General features: G+C 34.2%; 19 protein-coding genes. 7 read left to right on the top strand and 12 right to left on the bottom strand.

Going from position 1 to position 18,916, the window contains the following annotated elements; genetic code table 11:
• Positions 1 to 43: 43 nt before the first annotated feature.
• The 7 genes from FA046_RS03785 to ffh form a co-directional block, all read right to left on the bottom strand.
• A complete protein-coding gene (locus FA046_RS03785) occupies positions 44 to 1,084 on the bottom strand; it encodes an aldo/keto reductase (RefSeq protein WP_225870874.1) in 1,041 nt (346 codons plus the stop codon).
• Positions 1,085 to 1,357: 273 nt separating this feature from the next.
• Positions 1,358 to 1,654, bottom strand: a complete 297-nt coding sequence (locus FA046_RS03780; protein WP_136825013.1) for a type II toxin-antitoxin system RelE/ParE family toxin — start codon at positions 1,652 to 1,654, stop codon at positions 1,358 to 1,360.
• Positions 1,639 to 1,845 (bottom strand): hypothetical protein, encoded by a 207-nt coding sequence (locus FA046_RS03775; RefSeq protein WP_136825012.1) that lies wholly within the window; start codon positions 1,843 to 1,845, stop codon positions 1,639 to 1,641. The genes FA046_RS03780 and FA046_RS03775 overlap by 16 nt, the downstream gene beginning before the upstream one ends.
• 343 nt (positions 1,846 to 2,188) lie before the next feature.
• Complete coding sequence (locus FA046_RS03770; RefSeq protein WP_136825011.1) at positions 2,189 to 2,743, bottom strand: REP-associated tyrosine transposase; 555 nt, start codon at positions 2,741 to 2,743, stop codon at positions 2,189 to 2,191.
• A gap of 53 nt (positions 2,744 to 2,796) precedes the next feature.
• The gene (locus FA046_RS03765) at positions 2,797 to 3,573 is read right to left on the bottom strand and encodes a hypothetical protein (protein ID WP_136825010.1); all 777 of its coding nucleotides are present in this window, start codon (positions 3,571 to 3,573) and stop codon (positions 2,797 to 2,799) included.
• 146 nt (positions 3,574 to 3,719) lie between these two features.
• On the bottom strand, positions 3,720 to 4,157 hold the full coding sequence (locus FA046_RS03760) for a hypothetical protein (RefSeq protein WP_136825009.1): 438 nt from the start codon (positions 4,155 to 4,157) through the stop codon (positions 3,720 to 3,722).
• Between the two features lie 386 nt (positions 4,158 to 4,543).
• Positions 4,544 to 5,890 (bottom strand): signal recognition particle protein, encoded by a 1,347-nt coding sequence (gene ffh, locus FA046_RS03755; RefSeq protein WP_136825008.1) that lies wholly within the window; start codon positions 5,888 to 5,890, stop codon positions 4,544 to 4,546.
• Between the two features lie 241 nt (positions 5,891 to 6,131).
• Here ffh and FA046_RS03750 point away from each other — a divergent pair, with 241 nt between their 5' ends.
• Positions 6,132 to 8,561 (top strand): DUF5916 domain-containing protein, encoded by a 2,430-nt coding sequence (locus tag FA046_RS03750; RefSeq protein ID WP_136825007.1) that lies wholly within the window; start codon positions 6,132 to 6,134, stop codon positions 8,559 to 8,561.
• A 212-nt stretch (positions 8,562 to 8,773) separates the two neighbouring features.
• Here FA046_RS03750 and ruvX read toward each other — a convergent pair whose 3' ends face one another.
• On the bottom strand, positions 8,774 to 9,193 hold the full coding sequence (ruvX, locus tag FA046_RS03745) for a Holliday junction resolvase RuvX (protein ID WP_136825006.1): 420 nt from the start codon (positions 9,191 to 9,193) through the stop codon (positions 8,774 to 8,776).
• A 117-nt stretch (positions 9,194 to 9,310) separates the two neighbouring features.
• Between ruvX and FA046_RS03740 the strand changes: the two genes are divergently transcribed.
• Complete coding sequence (locus FA046_RS03740) at positions 9,311 to 9,958, top strand: imm11 family protein (RefSeq protein ID WP_136825005.1); 648 nt, start codon at positions 9,311 to 9,313, stop codon at positions 9,956 to 9,958.
• 57 nt (positions 9,959 to 10,015) lie between these two features.
• Here the strand turns inward: FA046_RS03740 and FA046_RS03735 are convergent, their stop codons facing one another.
• On the bottom strand, positions 10,016 to 10,264 hold the full coding sequence (locus tag FA046_RS03735) for an amidohydrolase family protein (protein WP_136825004.1): 249 nt from the start codon (positions 10,262 to 10,264) through the stop codon (positions 10,016 to 10,018).
• Between the two features lie 88 nt (positions 10,265 to 10,352).
• On the opposite strand from FA046_RS03735, the gene FA046_RS03730 reads away from it, so the two are divergent.
• The 3 genes from FA046_RS03730 to FA046_RS03720 are packed head-to-tail and all read left to right on the top strand — an operon-like array spanning position 10,353 to position 13,303.
• Positions 10,353 to 11,501 (top strand): DNA polymerase III subunit, encoded by a 1,149-nt coding sequence (locus FA046_RS03730; protein WP_136825003.1) that lies wholly within the window; start codon positions 10,353 to 10,355, stop codon positions 11,499 to 11,501.
• A gap of 3 nt (positions 11,502 to 11,504) precedes the next feature.
• Positions 11,505 to 12,833, top strand: a complete 1,329-nt coding sequence (locus FA046_RS03725) for a PSP1 domain-containing protein (protein ID WP_136825002.1) — start codon at positions 11,505 to 11,507, stop codon at positions 12,831 to 12,833.
• Positions 12,833 to 13,303 carry a gliding motility lipoprotein GldH gene (locus FA046_RS03720; protein WP_136825001.1) on the top strand — a complete coding sequence of 157 codons (471 nt, stop codon included), beginning with the start codon at positions 12,833 to 12,835 and terminating at the stop codon, positions 13,301 to 13,303. The genes FA046_RS03725 and FA046_RS03720 overlap by 1 nt, the downstream gene beginning before the upstream one ends.
• A gap of 282 nt (positions 13,304 to 13,585) precedes the next feature.
• Here FA046_RS03720 and FA046_RS03715 read toward each other — a convergent pair whose 3' ends face one another.
• The 3 genes from FA046_RS03715 to FA046_RS03705 all read right to left on the bottom strand — a co-directional run bounded on the left by FA046_RS03715 (position 13,586) and on the right by FA046_RS03705 (position 17,024).
• Complete coding sequence (locus FA046_RS03715; protein WP_136825000.1) at positions 13,586 to 14,320, bottom strand: DUF4197 domain-containing protein; 735 nt, start codon at positions 14,318 to 14,320, stop codon at positions 13,586 to 13,588.
• A gap of 111 nt (positions 14,321 to 14,431) precedes the next feature.
• The gene (locus FA046_RS03710; protein ID WP_136824999.1) at positions 14,432 to 15,169 is read right to left on the bottom strand and encodes a DUF4197 domain-containing protein; all 738 of its coding nucleotides are present in this window, start codon (positions 15,167 to 15,169) and stop codon (positions 14,432 to 14,434) included.
• Between the two features lies 1 nt (position 15,170).
• Positions 15,171 to 17,024 (bottom strand): vWA domain-containing protein, encoded by a 1,854-nt coding sequence (locus tag FA046_RS03705; protein WP_136824998.1) that lies wholly within the window; start codon positions 17,022 to 17,024, stop codon positions 15,171 to 15,173.
• A gap of 82 nt (positions 17,025 to 17,106) precedes the next feature.
• Between FA046_RS03705 and FA046_RS03700 the strand changes: the two genes are divergently transcribed.
• On the top strand, positions 17,107 to 17,679 hold the full coding sequence (locus FA046_RS03700; RefSeq protein WP_136825329.1) for an RNA polymerase sigma factor: 573 nt from the start codon (positions 17,107 to 17,109) through the stop codon (positions 17,677 to 17,679).
• On the top strand, positions 17,672 to 18,916 hold the full coding sequence (locus FA046_RS03695) for a carboxypeptidase-like regulatory domain-containing protein (RefSeq protein ID WP_136824997.1): 1,245 nt from the start codon (positions 17,672 to 17,674) through the stop codon (positions 18,914 to 18,916). The genes FA046_RS03700 and FA046_RS03695 overlap by 8 nt, the downstream gene beginning before the upstream one ends.

The following is an 18,916-nucleotide window of genomic DNA, read 5'->3' as shown; positions in this document are numbered from 1 at the left end:
ATAAGTAGGAAATAATAAATATTACCTTCTTTATTTTGTGAATTTAAGCATTTAGAAAATCAACCCCTGCACTTCTGTCCATCGTCATTAATTCTAAAACATTGGCAGGATATTCAACAGGCAATTTGCTTATTTCATTTAACTGATTTAATTCGTCTGCCGTAAACACAATATCTACAGATTTTAAGTTGTCTTGAAGTTGATGTATTTTGGTGGCACCAACAATAATGCTACTTACTACTGGCTGATGTAATAACCAAGCCAACGCCAATTGAGAAATTGAAACTTGTTTTTTCTCCGACATTGGTGTAAGCACATCTAAAACATCATAGGCTCTTTCTTCGTGAAAAGGCGGAAATGGAAAGCTATTTAATCTACCTTCTTCTTTTTGTCCGTTTCTTTTGTATTTTCCTGTGAGCAAACCACCACTTAAAGGACTCCAAACCATCATTCCCACTTTTTGATCTTGTAACATAGGTACAATTTCTCTTTCTGCATCTCTCACATCTAATGAGTAATTTGCTTGTAAAGAGGCAAACTTATCTAAATGATTGTATTGTGAATAAGCCAAACCTTTCATCAACTGCCAAGCCGAAATATTGCTTGCACCAAAATATCTAATTTTGCCACTTCGAACTAAATCGTCTAATGTTTTAATTGTTTCTTCAATTGGCGTTAATGGGTCGGCTGTATGAATTTGGTACAAGTCAATATAATCTGTACCAAGCCTTTTCAAACTAGCTTCAACTTGTTGGATAATATGCTTTTTTGAAAGCCCTCTATCATTTTCACTTTTACCCATTGAGCCTCTCACTTTTGTCGCCAAAATCAATTCGTCTCTGTTGATAGAAAGATTTTTTATTGCTTGGCCTATCATCACTTCTGACAGACCCTCGGAATATATGTTTGCAGTATCTATAAAATTAACCCCTGCATCAGTTACGGTTTTAATTTGTTCATCAACTGCTTTTTGGTCAAGATTTCCCATATAACCAAAAAAACCTTTTCCACCATAATTCATTGTCCCTAAACAGAGCGTTGAAACTTTCAAGCCTGTATTTCCTAAAATTTTGTACTTCATCATTTTTAATTTAATTGTGAAGTGCCAAGGTCGGAGCATTCTAAAATTTGGATGTATCCAAAACGCAGTTTTTTGTGTTCAAAATGAGGATTAAATTATATTTCTTACAGGCAAATTTGTGGGTGGATGACTAATCTGTATTTGATGAAAAGTATAAAGCAAAAAGTATGTGCTTTCTAAAAAAGTTTCTTTCCATTTGCCGGACAGAGTCCTCTTTTTTCATGAAAAGATTTCAGTGATCCTGAAAAAGGAACACTGAAACTAGGATGGCTTCTATTAAATAAAATCAATTTTCGCAGGATCTTGTCGGCTATCAAAAATTGACAATATCAATATTTGAGTTTCAAAATATTCATAAATGATGAAGTAATCTTTAACTATTTTTATTCTTGCATTTTGATCATCCGTTAATTTTCCAATTTGAGGAAAATCACTAATAATATTTATTGCCTCAATAAAAAGTTGATTTAATTTTTTGCTGTAGATATTAGATTTTGTTCTGGTTTGCCAGTATGTTAAAATGTGTTTTCTTTCTTGCTGAGCTCTTAAAGACCAAATTACTTTCCTAACCATTCATCAATTTCTTTATTTGCTTGCTCACCAGTAAGAAACTCACCATTTTTAATCTGATGACGTGAAATTTCTATGGACTCTTTTTGTTGCTCACCCAATTTAAAAACTTCCTCATCTTTGGTCTCGAGTTCCAAAAGTCGATAAGCCTCTTCTAAAAGACTATGATTTTCTGTCTTTTGAATCTTTTCCATCAGTTGTTTTTTGAGCTCCGTATTAGTCATGGTGTTTTTCTTTGATACAAGTTAAGTATATATTTTTTTGCAGGCAAATTTATGGTGGAAGACTAATCTGTATTTGATAAAACGTATTCAATCAAAGGCTAAAATTTACGAATATGTACTTTCTAAAAACGTTTCTTTCCATTTGCCGGACAGAGTCCTCTTTTTTCATGAAAAGATTTCAGTGATCCTGAAAAAGGAACACTGAAACTAGGATGGTTTATTTTTTGGTTATCATTTTTTTTGTAAACTCTCCCCACTAGCGCAAGTCTTAGTGAAATGGATGTGAGTGAAAGCCGGACTTGTGCGTTCATATTTATTGCAACACATCGATTTCCAACAATCCCTTACCTTCTTCATAATCTATGGCACTACTGTATAAATAATTGGATGCTTTTTTCACCAACCCAGCTTCTACAGGATTTTCATGAAGATAATTTAATTTCTGCTCAAACATATTGCTGTGAAAATCTAATTCTATTGGATGATTATCTTGCCTCCAAAATTGGTAATTTGTATTATTGCTATTCTGCTTGCCTGCTTTTGCAAATAAGTATAGCATCCATTCTTTACGGCTTTCTGTTGAACTTTCCTTTATTTCTTTTAAGATTCTATAAGCAGAATACTTTTTCATATCTCTCATAATATCTTCTAGTTTTTGATTTCCTTTTCTACTGATAATAAGATGTACATGGTTACTCATGATTAACCAAGCATGAATCATCAAACCTTTCTCTTTTCTACAAAAAATTAAGCTTTCTAAAAGTATATCTCTGTAAACCTGCCTCGTAAAAACATCTATCCAACCCACTACGGCAAACGAAACAAAATAAATACCCTCAGGATCGTTGAACTTGTATTTTGTACTCATTTTTAAATCTACTGGTTCTTACACAAAAGCACAAGTCTCCTTACCCACTTTTCTCACGCTCGGAAGACTTGCGCCAGCTGGGGGGTTAAATGTTCAATGTATTCAGGTAATTTATTTGGATTTTTTGTAATGTAGTTGAATGCAAATTTTGCCCCTTCCGTTAAAAAATCTTTTACAAATTCTTTAAGAATAAAATCACAAACTTTAAAACCTCCTTTTCTTGCTTTTGCTAAAACAGAGGAAAATTTCTTCATTATTCCGTTTTTTGTTTCACTTGTTACACTTTTCTGTAGGTCAATAATTTCAGTTTTAAGGTCTTCAATAATCTCAGGATTATTTTCGTCTTTGAGAGTTTCTATATCTCTCGAAAGTTTCTCAAAAAACTCTCCCAGTTGTCGTTGTTGTGTATAGTTAAAACCTTCAAAGTCTGCACTTTGGTCGGTTATTTTGAAGTCAGCATAAAACTCCTTTGTATAACCTCTAATTATTGGGTCGTTAAGTACAGAATCTTCTTCGTAAAACTTTACATTTTCAAGCCAGCCAGTTAAAACAGCAATAAAATTCTCTAGTTTGGTCACAGTGGTTAAATTGTCTTTTCTGGAATTATTGAATGGCTTGCAACTGTAGTGAATAATATGTCCATTTGATTCATATGTTTCTTTAACAATGGAAAAAAATAAATCAGATGTATTGTCTTTATCAGACAAGTAAAGCAAACTGTCATTTTTGTCAATGATATTAAATAACCCGAAGTAGTTTCGCAATGGTTCTTCTATAGACTTTGCCAAGTCTACTGAAAGTCGTTTTTTTAGATTAATAATTTTAGTCATTTCTTGTCAAGTTTGTCGATATGGTAGTTTTTGTAAGGTTGCAGCTAACGGTTGCGAATTTGTGTTGTAATGGCTTTATAGCACTAATTTCGGTTAAAGTAGAAATTAAATTAATTAGATAACAGGAAGTAAAAGCACTTCGGCCATTATAATACAAATTTGTTGTTAGCAGGCGTTATTTTAGTAATTATTAAATTCAGATTAAGTCCATGAAAATCTTCAAGGTCTAGCTTTATTTTTAAAAATTTGTCATTCCAAACAATTTCATTTTGATTGTCTTGAATGGGTGGGCCAAATGATTTTGTAAAATATTCTTTTAAAATGTCAAAGTCCTTTATGGCTTTTGTTCGGCTTGATACACTATATTCCAGTTCTTTAAAGGTCGAGGCAGAATTAATAAAAAATGTTCTTAAATTAATTTCGGAGTCTTTTATAAGTGTGTCTTCACCTAAATAGGAATAAAAACCAATTCGGCTTTTTTCTACAACAAGATTATTTTCAGATGTAAAACTTTCAATTTTATCGTCCCATTTCAGCTTTAAGTCAGAATTTTCAAAATAGATTCCTTCAGGAGTTGCTTTCATTTAAGTAGTCGTTTATAATGCCTGCTAACTTGTATATAGGCGCAATAAAACCCCCGTTATCCCTCTGTTTTTGGTTAGCTTATGGGGGTTTTGTCTATGTTATTTTCGATGATATTGATAGTAATGATCATGTTTTCAATTAATAGATTGTGCTTCAAATAGATATTTAAAAGTAACACAATTTATTTAACCTACAATAGAATTTATAAAGCACCAATTCTGCGTTAACGATAGCAGTGAAAATCCTTTTGCTTTTTTGGAGCAAAAGATTGTAACGGATAGCGTGTTTAAACGCCCAAAAACAAAAAAGCCCAAGAATAAATTCTCAGGCTTTCAAATATTTCGCAAATCAGCTTTAAGCTTTCTGCCTTAAGCATTCAGCTTTTTTACCTCATTCCTCCTCCGGGCATTCCTTTCATCATTTTTTGCATTTTAGCCATGGCAGATGGATCTGAGAATTGTTTCATTACCTTACGCATATCTTCAAACTGTTTAATGAGTTTATTTACTTCGGTCATGTCGTTTCCGCTACCTTTTGCAATACGGTTTCTACGGCTTTGGCTAATGCTATCTGGGTTTTCACGCTCATAAGGAGTCATAGATTGAATGATAGATTCTATTCCTTTAAAGGCGTTATCATCTATATCTACGTTCTTCATCATTTTACCAACACCGGGAATCATGCCCATTAAATCTTTGATGTTACCCATCTTTTTGATTTGCTGTATCTGACCCAAGAAATCGTTGAAATCAAATTTATTCTTGCGGATTTTCTTTTGTAAAGCGGCTGCTTCTTTCTCGTCAAACTGTTGTTGTGCTCTTTCTACCAAAGAAATCACATCACCCATACCTAAAATACGGGAAGCCATTCTGTCTGGATAGAAAACATCCAAGGCATCCATTTTTTCGCCGGTACCTACAAATTTGATGGGTTTATTTACTACAGATTTAATAGAAAGCGCTGCTCCACCACGGGTATCACCATCTAATTTGGTTAATACAACGCCAGTAAAATCTAATCTATCATTAAATACTTTGGCGGTATTTACAGCATCTTGCCCGGTCATGGCATCTACCACAAATAAAATTTCTTGTGGTTGAGTCGCTCTTTTCACCTCAGCAATTTCATCCATCAAGGCATCGTCTAAAGTTAAACGACCTGCTGTATCTATAATAATAATGTTGTTGCCATTCTTTTTACCGTAAGCTATACCCTCTAAAGCAATAGCTACAGGATCTGTAGATTCTCTATTGGTATATACTTCTGCATCAACCTGGCTTGCTAATACTTCTAATTGGTCTATAGCTGCTGGGCGGTAAACATCACCAGCTACCAATAATGGTTTTTTGCCTTTTTGAGTTTTAAGATAAAGCGCCAGTTTTCCTGAAAATGTGGTTTTACCCGCACCATTTAAACCTGCAATTAAAATAACGGTTGGGTTGGTTTTAATGTTGAGCTCTTCTACGCTGCCTCCCATTAAAGCAGTCAACTCATCATTCATTACCTTAGTTAATAACTGACCCGGAGAAATTGCAGTTAATACATTTTGACCCAATGCTTTTTGTTTTACCTCATCGGTAAAAGTTTTAGCAGTTTTATAGTTAACATCGGCATCTAAAAGAGCTTTTCTAATCTCTTTCATGGTTTCGGCCACGTTAATTTCGGTAATGCTACCTTGTCCTTTTAATACTTTAAACGCTCCTTCGAGCTTATCCTGCAAATTATCAAACATGCCTTATCCCTGTTTATTCTTAAAATTTTGGATTGTTCCGCAGCAAATCATTTCATAAATGCGGAACTCTTTTGTAAGGACAAAGTTATCATTTTGAGCGAAAAGAAAAGACGCTGATTTCAATCTATAAATGAGTCTTTAAAAATAACATTTAAGTTACAAACAGGCTTTAACAAAAATTTAACAAATAGGCTTGCAACGTTTAGGTGTAAGTGGCGTCTAATAAACCAAACCTTATACAATGAGAATATTTTTACTAAGCTTTATACTGGTTAGTTTTACATTTATAGCAACGGCACAAGCTCCTAATAAAACATTAGCTGCAAAAAGAACAACTACTGCTCCAAAAATAGATGGGATTATTAATGAAGATATTTGGAAAAACGCCCCTTTAGCAACAAATTTTATAGCTTTTCAGCCAGTTCCGGATGTAAAAGAAGACGAAAATCATAAAACGGAAGTGTACATTTTATATGATGACCAAGCTGTTTATATAGCCGCCAGAATGTATGAATTGGATGCAAAAGACATTGCAAAGGAATTAACCAACAGAGACCAAATTGGCAATGCCGATTTTATTGATGTGATTTTAGATACTTATAATGATAAAATTAATGCCCAAGAATTTGCCGTAACGGCAGCAGGCGTTCAGTTTGATGCTAAATTTTCTGCTCAGGGTGAAGATGATGCATGGAATGCGGTTTGGGAAAGTGCCGTAAAAATTAACGGTAATGTTTGGGTTGCCGAAATGAAAATTCCTTACTCGGCGTTAAGGTTTGCGAGTAAAGATGTACAAAACTGGGGCTTAAACATTGTACGAAGCCGCCAAAAATTTCAACAAAAATTAACTTGGAATAGGTTAGATCCTGTTAGAAGTGGTTTTATTAATCAAGAAGGGGAATTGGTAGGCATAGAAAAAGTAAAATCGCCTTTAAGGTTATCTTTTAGTCCTTATATCTCTTCTTATGTAAATAATTATCCTCTCAACCAAACTGGAATTAATAATACCACTCAATCTTTAAATGGTGGTATGGATATTAAATACGGAATTAACCAAAGTTTTACTTTAGACATGACATTGATTCCTGATTTTGGTCAGGTTCAATCAGATAATCAGGTACTAAATCTCACTCCTTTTGAAGTAAGATTTAATGAGAATCGTCAGTTTTTTACCGAAGGAACCGAGTTATTTAACAAAGGAGATTTATTTTATAGCAGACGAGTAGGTGCATCACCAATCAATGCTTACAAACTTTATGATGCTTTAGGCACAAATGATAAAATTATTGAAAACCCTGCGCAAACCAAGTTAATAAATGCTACAAAAATATCTGGTCGTACTGCCAAAGGATTAGGAATTGGGTTTTTTAATGCGGTTTCTAAAAAAACAGTAGCCATTATAGAGCATCCCAACGGAAGCAGAGAAACCATAGAAACTGCTCCTTTAAGCAATTATAACATTTTGGTATTAGACCAAAATTTGAAGAATAACTCTTCGGTTTCATTTATTAATTCTAATGTGTTAAGAGAAGGAAATACTTATGATGCCAATGTAAGTGCGCTTGTTTTTGACTTAAATACCAAAGAAAATAAATACAATTTAAATGGAGAAGCAAAAATGAGCAGGCTTTTTGGTGGCAATTTTGCCAAGCCCTCTGTTGGCTACAGCTATCAAATTAACCCCGGTAAAAGAAGTGGAAATTTCAACTACAATTACCGCTTTTCTGTAGTTGATGATCAATATAACCCTAATGATTTAGGAATCTTGTTTAATAACAACTATATCACCAACTCCGTTTCTTTGGCATACAACTGGTATAAAGCCACCAAGTGGTATAATAAATTAGAAGCTTGGTTTGAAGGCGAATACATGAGAAGGTTTAAACCAGGAACCTACCAATCTAAAGGAATTTACGTTGGCGGTTGGGTTCAATTTAAAAATTTATGGTCATTTAACACCAATATTAACATTGCCGCAGAGGGAAACGATTTTTATGAACCCCGAACAAATGGTAGGTTTTTTAAAAGTACAGCAACAGAATCTTACAGTTTCAATATCAATAGTAATAGATCAAAAAAAATTAGTGGGGGCGCATTTTTCTCGACAAGAAACAACCAGCTATTTAACGGGCGAGCGTTTGCTTATGGCAGTTACCAAAATTTTAGAGTAAACAATAAGTTTAGTTTTGGCACCGAGTTTAGCATTAACCCTCGACATAATTTTGCTGGATATATTGCTAAAGATGAGCAGCAAAACATCATTTTTTCTAGACGAGACCAAAGAACGGTAGAGAATTCTTTAACCGTTAAATATACTTTCAATAATAAAATGGGGCTCAATTTAACCGCCAGACATTATTGGTCTAAATTAATTAACAAAGAATTTTATACGCTTAACGCTGATGGAACTTTAGCATCAAACGCTTCTTTTAATAAACCATCTGACAGAAATTTTAATGCTTTTAATGTAGATATGGTTTACATCTGGCGTTTTGCTCCGGGCAGTGAGTTAAGTGCTGTTTGGAAAGATTCAACACCTATTGTGCCCCACGTTAATTCTGTTAATTATTTTAAGAATTTTAATCAAACCATCAATTCTCCTCAAAATAATAATTTCTCTATAAAGATCCTTTACTATCTCGATTACCTGCAGTTGAGAAAGAAAGTTTAGTTAGTTAGTGTTATGCAGGTAAACGCCCCAGAACGTGGGGCGTTTTTTTTATTTTCAACGCTTTTTAAGCTAATTTACAGATAAGAAAAAGTAAATTAAGAGAGTTATTTGGGCATTTTAACACGCTGTACGCTGTATTTTTTTGGTGAAAAACCAAAAAAGATGCCGCTTCCATCGTTAATGCAAAAAATTACCTAGAACAAAACCCTTAGCTATTGAAAAGATTTCTTCTCTAAATAAGATTGCAAAATAATGGTAGCCGAAACGGTATCTACCAATTCCTTTTTCTGACGATCTGATTTTTTTAATCCAGATTGTGCAATTGCAGCAGAAGCCATTTTTGAGGTGAAACGCTCATCCATCATCTCCACAGGGATTCCTGGAAAATTCTTTTTCAAAATGGTGACAAAACCTTTTACATGCTGCATAGATTGTGATGCGCTGCCGTCCATTTGTTTGGGTTCACCTACCACAAAGGTTTCAATTTGCTCGGTTAAGAGGTACTTTTGTAAAAAATCTAGAGTATCTTTTGGATGAATAGTAGTTAAACCCGTTGCAAATAATTGCATAGGATCTGTAACGGCTATTCCTAAACGTTTGGTTCCAAAATCGAAAGCGAGAAGACGGGGCATATAATTATTAAAAGAAACAATAAAGATAAATTAAATTATTAAGAAATAAATATTTCTTAATTTGGATTAATAATAATCCAGGTGTGAACATTAATAATATAACTTTTTAGTTAGTATATGAGCTTTTATAAATTAGAATATAGTTCAGATGAAGAAGTTATTGGTAAAACAGCGCCTCAATCTCAAGAATTTGTGAGTTTAATTCCTGTTGATCATCCTAATCATTTATGGTCAGTATGGGGTGAACTGCCAGATGATATATATATTCCTGATTCCATTTTGCACAGAAAAGCTAAGGTAACCGATTTAATATCTTCTTCACCCATTTATTATCCAATAATAAGTGATAAATTAAAAAATATTTTAGCTAAGCACAGAAGCACAGGCCTTAAATTTTTACCCACCCATTTAATTGTTAAAGATAAAAAAATAGACTATTGGCTAATGAATGCTTATAAGTTTGATTATCAATATATCGATTTTAAAAAATCTATAATCAACAAAGTTGGAATTGGTCGCGTGAAAATTGAGACTTTAAAAATTAATTCAGCAAGTGAACTAGAAACTGCTATTAAAAAAATAGTTTCACCAAATACGGGAGTGTCAGTTTGGATAGATAAGTTGGTTCTTCAAGATAATATTCCTGATGAAATGATTTTTATTGACAGATTTAAAGGTAGCAACTATTACGTTTCGGAAAGTTTAAAGGAAGAAATTGAAAATGCAAACTGTACAGGAATTGATTTTGTACCTCATCTACAATAAATAAACTTGTTGTTAGAAGTATTTCAGAAGCCTCCTCTGTAAAACAGAGTTCTCGCTTCATCTTTTCGCTATTATTTCTTTTACTTCCTCAAAAGATTTTACCCTTCCAGCTTTAACATCTTGTAAACCTCTTTCAATTCCTTTTAAAACAAAATCAGGTAACTCATCTTTAGCATCTTTTTCAAACTCAAAATCTATCAAAGCTTCATCAGAAACTGATTTTACCCTACTTCCTAGCTGTTTAGCAAGTTCAGCAATAAGTTTAAGATTCTTTGAGTTAGTTGATTCGATAATTAGAGCAGCCATAATTTTTGTTTAATCAAATTTACAAAACAAGGTATCAAATCTCTATACTCTTTACCCAAATCTCAATACTTATTTTTATTTTGCAGCAATGCAGTTTAAAGATATTGTAGGTCAAGACGAGGTTAAAAATCATTTAATACAAACCGTTAAGGATGATAGAATTAGCCATGCACAACTTTTTTTAGGTCCAGAAGGTTCGGGAAGTTTGGCTTTAGCCATGGCTTATGCTCAATTTATTAGTTGCATAAATAAGTTAGAGAATGATTCTTGCGGCGAATGCTCTTCTTGCCGCAAATACAATAAACTGGTTCACCCAGATTTGCATTTCTCTTATCCATTTTTTGCTAAACATAAAGAAGATACGGCACTTACTTTTATTGAAGAATGGAGAAAAGCTTTTTTAGCAAACCCTTATTTAGGCTTAGATGAATGGCGAGACCACTTAAGCGCTGATAACAAACAAGCCAACATTAACATTGCGGAAGCGCATAGCATCATCAGTAAATTAAGCTTAAAACCTTTCGAATCTGAATATAAAGTACTCATTATGTGGTTGCCAGAATATTTAGAAAAATCTGGTAATGCGCTGCTTAAAATTATAGAAGAACCATCCCAAAAAACCTTGTTTCTATTAGTGGCTCAAAGCCAAGATCAAATTTTAAATACCATACTTTCTAGAACCCAAATTGTAAAAATCCCCAAGCTTAAAACAAAAGAAATTGAACAATATTTAATCAAAGAAAAAGGTGCTGACACAAACAAAGCAGCACAGTTAGCTTACTTAAGTAATGGAAATTTACAAACAGCACAACACCTGCTCATCCATCAAGAAAATGACTATCACGAATTATTTTTAAGCTGGTTACGCTCTTGTTGGGGAAATCAAGGACTTAAAATAGTAGAATATACTGACGGCGAACTTTCTAAAATGGGCCGAGAAAACCAAAAGAATTTTTTACGTTACGGCATTAATTTAATGCGAGAATGTATGCTTTTTATGGCCAATGCTTCTGAACTTATTCATTTACCAGAAAAAGAATTAGAATTTATTAGTAAATTTTCGCAAATTTTAAACCTGGCCAAAGCCGAAGCTATAGCTGATGAATTGGAGAAAGCACACTTTCATATCGAAAGAAATGCAAATCCCAAAATATTATTTTTAGATGTATCTTTGAAGTTAGTTAAGATTTTAAAGTTTAATTCGCTCCCGAAAGGGACTCAACATATATTATTATAAATTATGGGATGTGGAAGTTGTTCAACAGGCGGATGTACGCCTGGAGGCTGCAAAAGTAATGGCTCTTGTTTAACAGACGGGGGTTGCAGCAAATTAGATGTTTACGATTGGTTATCCGATATGGATTTACCTTCTAACTATAAGCCGTTTCATTATGTAGAAATCAGATTTAAAGGATCTAGAAAAGATTTTTACCGAAACGAAGAAAATATTTATTTGGAAGCTGGCGAACTGGTAGCCGTAGAAACTGCTACTGGTGGTTATGATATTGGCCATGTTACCCTTACCGGCGAATTGGTGCGTATGCAAATGAATCGCAAACGTGTAACCGAAGAAAAAGCCGCTCTTAAAATTTACAGAAAAGCCACCGTTCAGGATGTAGATAAATGGAAAGCCGCTAAAGAACGTGAATCTGAAACCATGTATAAAGCAAGAACCATTGCTTTAGAATTAGGTTTAGCCATGAAACTGAGCGATGTAGAATATCAAGGTGATAAAACAAAAGCAACTTTTTATTACACCGCAGAAGGCAGGGTAGATTTTAGAGAACTGATTAAAAAATTAGCCGAATCTTTTAGAGTTCGTATAGAAATGCGTCAGATTGGGATGCGCCAGGAAGCTAGTCGTTTAGGCGGAATTGGCTCTTGCGGCCGCGAATTGTGTTGCAGTACTTGGTTAACCGATTTTAAAACCGTTTCTACATCAGCAGCCAGATACCAAAATTTGTCTCTAAATACTTTAAAGTTAGCAGGGCAATGTGGTAAGTTAAAATGCTGCTTAAATTATGAGTTGGATACTTATATGGATGCTTTAAAAACCATCCCAGATAATGCAGACAGACTAAAAACCGAAAAAGGAGAAGCTCGCCTACAAAAAACCGACATCTTTAAGCAAGTAATGTGGTTTAATTATTTCGGCGAAGAAAACACTTGGATTCCGGTTGAAGTGGCTAGGGTAAAGGAAATTCAGGAGATGAACAAAAAAGGCGAAAAACCTGAAGACCTGAAAGATTATAGCGCTATTGAGGATGACTTAGAATTGGTAGAAAAATCTTTTGATTACGAAAACGTAGTAGGACAGGATAGCTTAACCAGATTAGACGATAAAGCCAAAAACAAAAAGAGAAACAATAACAACCGCAACAAATCACGCAACAGGCCAGAGGGAAATGTAAAAGTTAACGCCCCTAAAGTTGAAGGTGTTGCTGCGGCTCCAAAAGCTGTAAACACTCCAAAGCCAGATCAAGTTACGGGTGAGGCTGCGCCAAGACCCAACAAAAACAGGAACAAAAAGCGTAAAAACAACCAAAACAAAAAACCAGAGCAGGAATAATGAATAGAATTAAAAAACTTGCTCTTTTTTGCCTCACTATTATGGCTTTACAAAGCTGTAATAGTGATACCATTATTGATAGTTTTGAATCGGTTCCTAATCAAAACTGGACTTACCTTAAACCTGTAAAAGCAAGTATTGCTATAGCTGATAGCACCAAAGCCTACAATATTTATGTAAATTTTAGGCATACTGCAGATTATAAATATGCCAATATCTGGCTCAGATTTCATGTTATTGGCCCTGATAAAAAGGACGTTATAGAACGCCAAGAATTTCAATTGGCTTTGCCTGATGGCGAATGGTTAGGAAAAGGATCAGGAAGTTTATACAGTTACCAACTCATTTATAAAGAAAATTACAAATTCAAATCTAAAGGAACTCATACCATTGTGGTAGAACAAAACATGAGAGATAACCCACTAAAAGGGATAAATGATGTGGGTTTAAAAATTGAGGAGGCGAAGTAAACTTTACCTCAAACCTTTTTATTGTATTTACTTAGAGCCCCCATTCTAATAATTAATCAAACAAGTTTCATGTGTTTTCATTAGGAAAAGTGTATTGAATTACATTTATTCCTTTGGAAAATTGTGGCGAATTACATTTATTCGTACGTAAAAATGCGTTTACAGATAGAAACCATATTAATTAAGAAGCGTTATCAATTAAAACGATTCTCTTTTTATTTATAATAGATTTGTCAACTCTCTTACCAGCTTGCAAAAGAGTTGACAAATCTTCAGCTAATTTTACCCAGCTTTTTGTTTATCTGCGTAAGCAAAAACTTTTTGTAATAAAGAAGTACTTCTTGCTGATAAATTTTGACGGATTTTTAATTCTTCTTTAGCTATTTCCATAAATAAACCGTTGATGGCTTTATCGGTCACATATCCGGCTAAATCTGTATTTACAGGTTTTACCAAAGGCAAACGGTTGTAGTTGTTTACAACATCACCCCAATAACGAGTGGCGCCTACTTTACTTAAACTAGCGTTAATAATAGGTCTAAATTTATCTGCCAAAGCAATGTTGGTGGTTCTTTTAAAATAAAGGGTAGCAGCATCTTCTTGTCCTAATAAAATATTGGTTACATCTTGAAAGCTCATTTGCTTAATAGCACTCACAAAAATAGGTTTAGCTTCCATTGCGGCATCTTCTGCGGCTCTATTTAAACTGGTAATTACATTATTGCATAAAGAATTTAAGCCTACCGCTCTTAAAGCATTTTCAACTTTACGAGCTTCCTCAGGAAAAAGAATTTTTATGGCCAAATTTCCCAAATAACCATCTTTTGCTGCTAGTCTTTCTGCACTATAATTAGTACCAAATTCTAACGCTTGTTTTAAGCCTAAACCCATTTCAGTTTGTGTAGGTGCTACTACTCCTACTGCTTGATTTAGTACTCCTGCGTACTGATTTAAAGTGTCACAACTTGATAAAACAAGAGTTAATGACAGTGCGGAAATAGCGAAAATTCTTCTCATGTGATTGTTTAATAAACTATTGCAATAATGTTGCCATGTAAAATACCTATTCATAAAAAAGGAGCTATCAGAAAGCTCCTTTTGTTAAAAATTATCCTTTTCTAATAAGTTCTATTTCTTATCTGCAATAGCAAAAACTTTTTTCATTAAATCAGTAGTTCTAAAAGCGCTACTCTCTCTAATTTTTAATTCTTCGGCTGCTATTTGCATAAACAAGCCTTCAATCGCTTTCTGAGTCACATATCCCTTTAAATCTGGGTTAATTTTAGCAACCATTGGCACTTTATTGTATTTAGTAGCCACGTCTGTATAATATTGAGTTGCGCCTACTTTATCCATGCTTTTTTGTACAATTGGCGCAAAAACTTTAGTTAAAGAATCTGTGGTACTTTGCTTAAAATAAGTAGTAGCGGCATCTTTAGAGCCCATTAAAATATTGGTAGCATCTTTAACGGTCATGTTTTTTACTGCCGAAATAAAAATAGGTTTGGCTTCTATGGCTGCATTTTCTGCCGCTCTATTAAAGCTTAAAATAGCATCATCACACATTTTGTTTAGTCCTAACCTTCTTAAAGTAGCTTCTGCTTTTAAAGCCTCTGGCGGAAACAATATTTTAACAGCTTGATTTGCAAAAAAACCGTTTTCTTTAGAAAGTAAATCGGCACTTTTAGTAGCTCCAATTTCTAACGCCTGCTTTAATGCCGTTGCAATTTCCGTTGGATTTGCCGTTGCTGTTGTGCCGCTAGTAGCTGCTGTTTTAGCTTTTTCAATTAATTTTCCGAACTGTGCAAAAGATGCATTTGCAGTTAAAAAAAAGGCTGCTAAGGCCAATAATGCTATTTTTTTCATATTAATCTTCTGAATTTGAAGTTAAATCTTTTTTAGTTAAAAGCATTGCATTTTCTATTAATTGAATACATTCTGCCCTGTACCCATATTTGTCCTCCCCTTTTCCGGCTCGGCCTAAAGCTACACATTGCTCAAATGTAGCGTTTTGTTTAAACTCAGAATTTCTAAGGAGCAAACCAAACTGAGCTACGGCTGCTGCAAATTTAAAATCTGCGGAAGCATTTTCCATTTTATTAAATTGATTAGCCAATGAAACGCTCAATTCTTTACTCTTATTTTCATCAGGATTTTTATACCGCATTTTAACCGTTAGTAATTCATTTGAGGCTTTTACACTGCCCTTTGTTTGATATTTAAGGGCATCGGCTTTCTTCACAAATTTATCTTTTACACCTTGCATAATCACTTCGTATAAAGCGGTTACGGTATGGCCAGCACCCATTTCGCCGGCATCTTTTAAATCATCCTTAAAATCTTCGGTATTTAACAACCTGTTTTCATAACCTACTAAACGGTAAGCTGCAACATAGGCTGGGTTAAACTCTACTTGCAATTTTACATCCTTTGCTACTGTAAATAATGTAGCGCCAAACTCGTTAACCAGCACCTTTTTGGCTTCATTTAAATTATCTATATAAGCGTAATTTCCGTTTCCTTTATCGGCTAAAGTTTCCATTTTACTGTCCTTAAAATTTCCAGTACCAAAACCTAAAACGCTTAAAAAAATACCCGTTTTACGTTGCTCTTCTATTATTCTTTGCATATCACCATCACTAGATATGCCTACGTTAAAATCGCCATCGGTGGCTAAAATCACCCTGTTGTTTCCGCCTTTAATAAAGTTTTCTTGTGCGGTTTCGTAAGCCAATTTAATTCCAGCGCCGCCGGCCGTACTTCCGCCAGCTTCTAGCCTATTTAAGGCATCTTTTATTTTTATTTGCTGATTACCCGGCGTAGATGGCAAAACCAAACCAGCCGCCCCTGCATAAACTACAATAGCAACTTTATCATTTGGTCTTAATTGGTTGGTTAATAATTTCATGGAAGTTTTTAACAACTCTAACCTATTTGCACCTTGCATAGAACCAGATACATCTATTAAAAAAACCAAGTTTGATGCTGGTAATTTTTCTGTCGAGATATTTTTAGCTTTTAAGCCAATTTTAACCAATCTGTGATTTTTATTCCATGGCGCTTCACTCATTTCAGTGGTAATACTTACGGGATCATCGCCTTTAGGTTCTGGGTAGTTGTAACCAAAATAATTAATCATTTCCTCAATTCTAATGGAATCTTTTGGCGGTAATTGCCCACTTTGTATAAACCGTCTAATGTTACTATAAGAAGCTGCATCTACGTCGGCAGAAAAAGTAGAAAGCGGATGATCGGATGTGTTTTTAAATCCGTTTTCATTAATGGCGCTGTAAGTTTCGGTATTAAAATCAGCAACTTGCGGACTAAAAACTTGATTAACAGACCCTCTAACCGCCATTTTTCCCATTAAAGATTCCTTCTTTTGCGTACTGTAGCCTATCACCACCACTTCCCCTAGGCGCTTAGTATCTTGTTGTAAATAAATATTTATGGCCTTAGCTGTAATTTTTTCGATGTGGTTTACGTAACCTAAATAGCTAAAAAATAAATTCTTTTCATTTTTAGAAACCGTAATTTTAAAATAGCCTTTGGCATTTGTCGCTGTTTTTTGTTGTGGATAATTTTGAGCATAAACCATTACTCCTGGCAAGGGTAGTTTATCTTTTTGATCATACACATAGCCGCTAATAACTTGGTTTTCATCTGGCTTAAAGCCGATGAACATCATGACGATGAAAATGGAGGTGACTATTGTTTTCATATTGTTAAGTTTTTTAATGAAGATGCTATTCTGATAGAATTCCATAAAAGGGCAGAATATTTTTTTTAAATTGATGGAATTAATGGAATTGATCTCTAAAAATATTGAGCCAATAAGCTTAGACGAGCAGTTGATCACCGATTATAAAAAATCAGGAGATCTGTTAGTTTTAGGTAAACTCTATGAGCAATATATGCCTTTAGTGTATGGCGTTTGCTTAAAATATTTTAAAGATGAGGAGGAAAGTAAAGATGCCGTAATGCAAATTTTTGAAGAACTTATCCATAAATTAAAATTGCATGAAGTAAAAAATTTTAAAAGCTGGTTATACGTTTTAAGTAGAAACTATTGTTTAATGGAATTACGTAAAAGCCAAAAACATACTATGGTAAACATAGAAGACCAATTTATGGAATTAGAGTCTTCACAGCATCATGAAGATAGTAACCAAAAAGAATGGTATTTAACGGCCATGGAAAAATGTATGGAAACCCTTTCTGATGAGCAAAAAATAAGTGTTAACTTGTTTTATTTACAACAACAATGTTATACCGAAGTTGCGCAAAATACAGGTTTTGAGCTTAACAAGGTGAAAAGCTATATCCAAAACGGGAAACGAAATTTAAAAATTTGTATAGAAAAACAAGGTGAATAAGCAAAACACTGACATAGCATTAATCCGCCAGTATTTTAACGGAGAACTAACGCCTGCTGCCAAGCATCACTTGGAAAAAAGGGCTTTGGAAGATCCTTTTTTGCAGGAAGCTATGGATGGTTTTGAAGCTTTTAAAGTAAAAGACAAAGATTTAGAGGAGCTATCTTTAAGACTAGCCAAAAGAATAGAAAATAAGGAAAAAGGTATCGTTATAAATTGGGGGCTAAAACAGCTATCCATTGCCGCATCAGTCATTTTTGGGATTGCAGTTATCAGTATATACTTTAACCAAACACCAGAAAATAAAGCAATTGCAGTTACAGAATTACAAAAGAAAGAGGGTTATCCCAAATCAACCAAAATAATGGGAGATACACTCATAGAAAGTGATGAAAATTTAATTGCTGATTTAGTCAACAGCCCGGCAATTGTTCAAAATGATGCCAATCCATCGGCGCAAGCCAAACAATATTCACCAGCAGATGAAATTACGATAGAACCTATGGCGCAAATGTCTGCAACTTCTAAAGCAGATACTTTAGCTCTTGATGAGGTAAGTGTAATTGGCTATGCGGTACAACAAAAAAGAGACCTACTGGCTGCTAACCTCAGTGCAAAAATGAAAACAGAGAATAATTCTGCTCTTGCATTTAGGATAGCTAGTGTTGCCGCTACTTCAAAAACTAAACTTATCAGTGGCAAAATTACTGATGTTACCGATGGCGTTGCTTTACCCGGGGTCCAAATTATTAACCAGCAAAATGGAGAGGTAACCGTTTCTAATGCTAAAGGAGAGTTTGAAATTTTAGCATCAGAAAAAGCTGATTTAAAAATCAGCTACCTCGGTTTTTTATCAGAGACTGTGGCGGTAAATAATAAAGATGTTTCCCTAGATATTTCTTTGAAACCAGATTTATCGGCATTATCTGAAGTCGTGGTGGTAGGTTATGGCACTGCAAAAAAATCAGAAGAAATTTTTGCAGGTCCAAAAGATGGATGGCGAGCTTTCAGAAAATATTTAGATGCTAATGCACAATTAAATAACGGAGAAACAGGTAGAGTGGTGGTAGAATTTGTAATTTTAAAGAATGGCAAACTTTCTGATTTTAATATTCAAAAAGGATTGAGTAATAATGCTAATAATAAAGCCCTTGAGTTAATAAAAGGCTATACATCTTGGCATGGTGCTGCTGATGGTAGAGCGCAAAAAATTAAAGTTGCTGTTAGATTCAAATAA

Source organism: Pedobacter cryophilus, assembly GCF_005116455.1.
In the GTDB taxonomy this organism is placed as follows: Bacteria; Bacteroidota; Bacteroidia; order Sphingobacteriales; family Sphingobacteriaceae; genus Pseudopedobacter; species Pseudopedobacter cryophilum.
The sequence above is the reverse complement of the archived record's forward strand: the minus strand, read 5'-3'. Positions and strand labels throughout refer to the sequence as shown.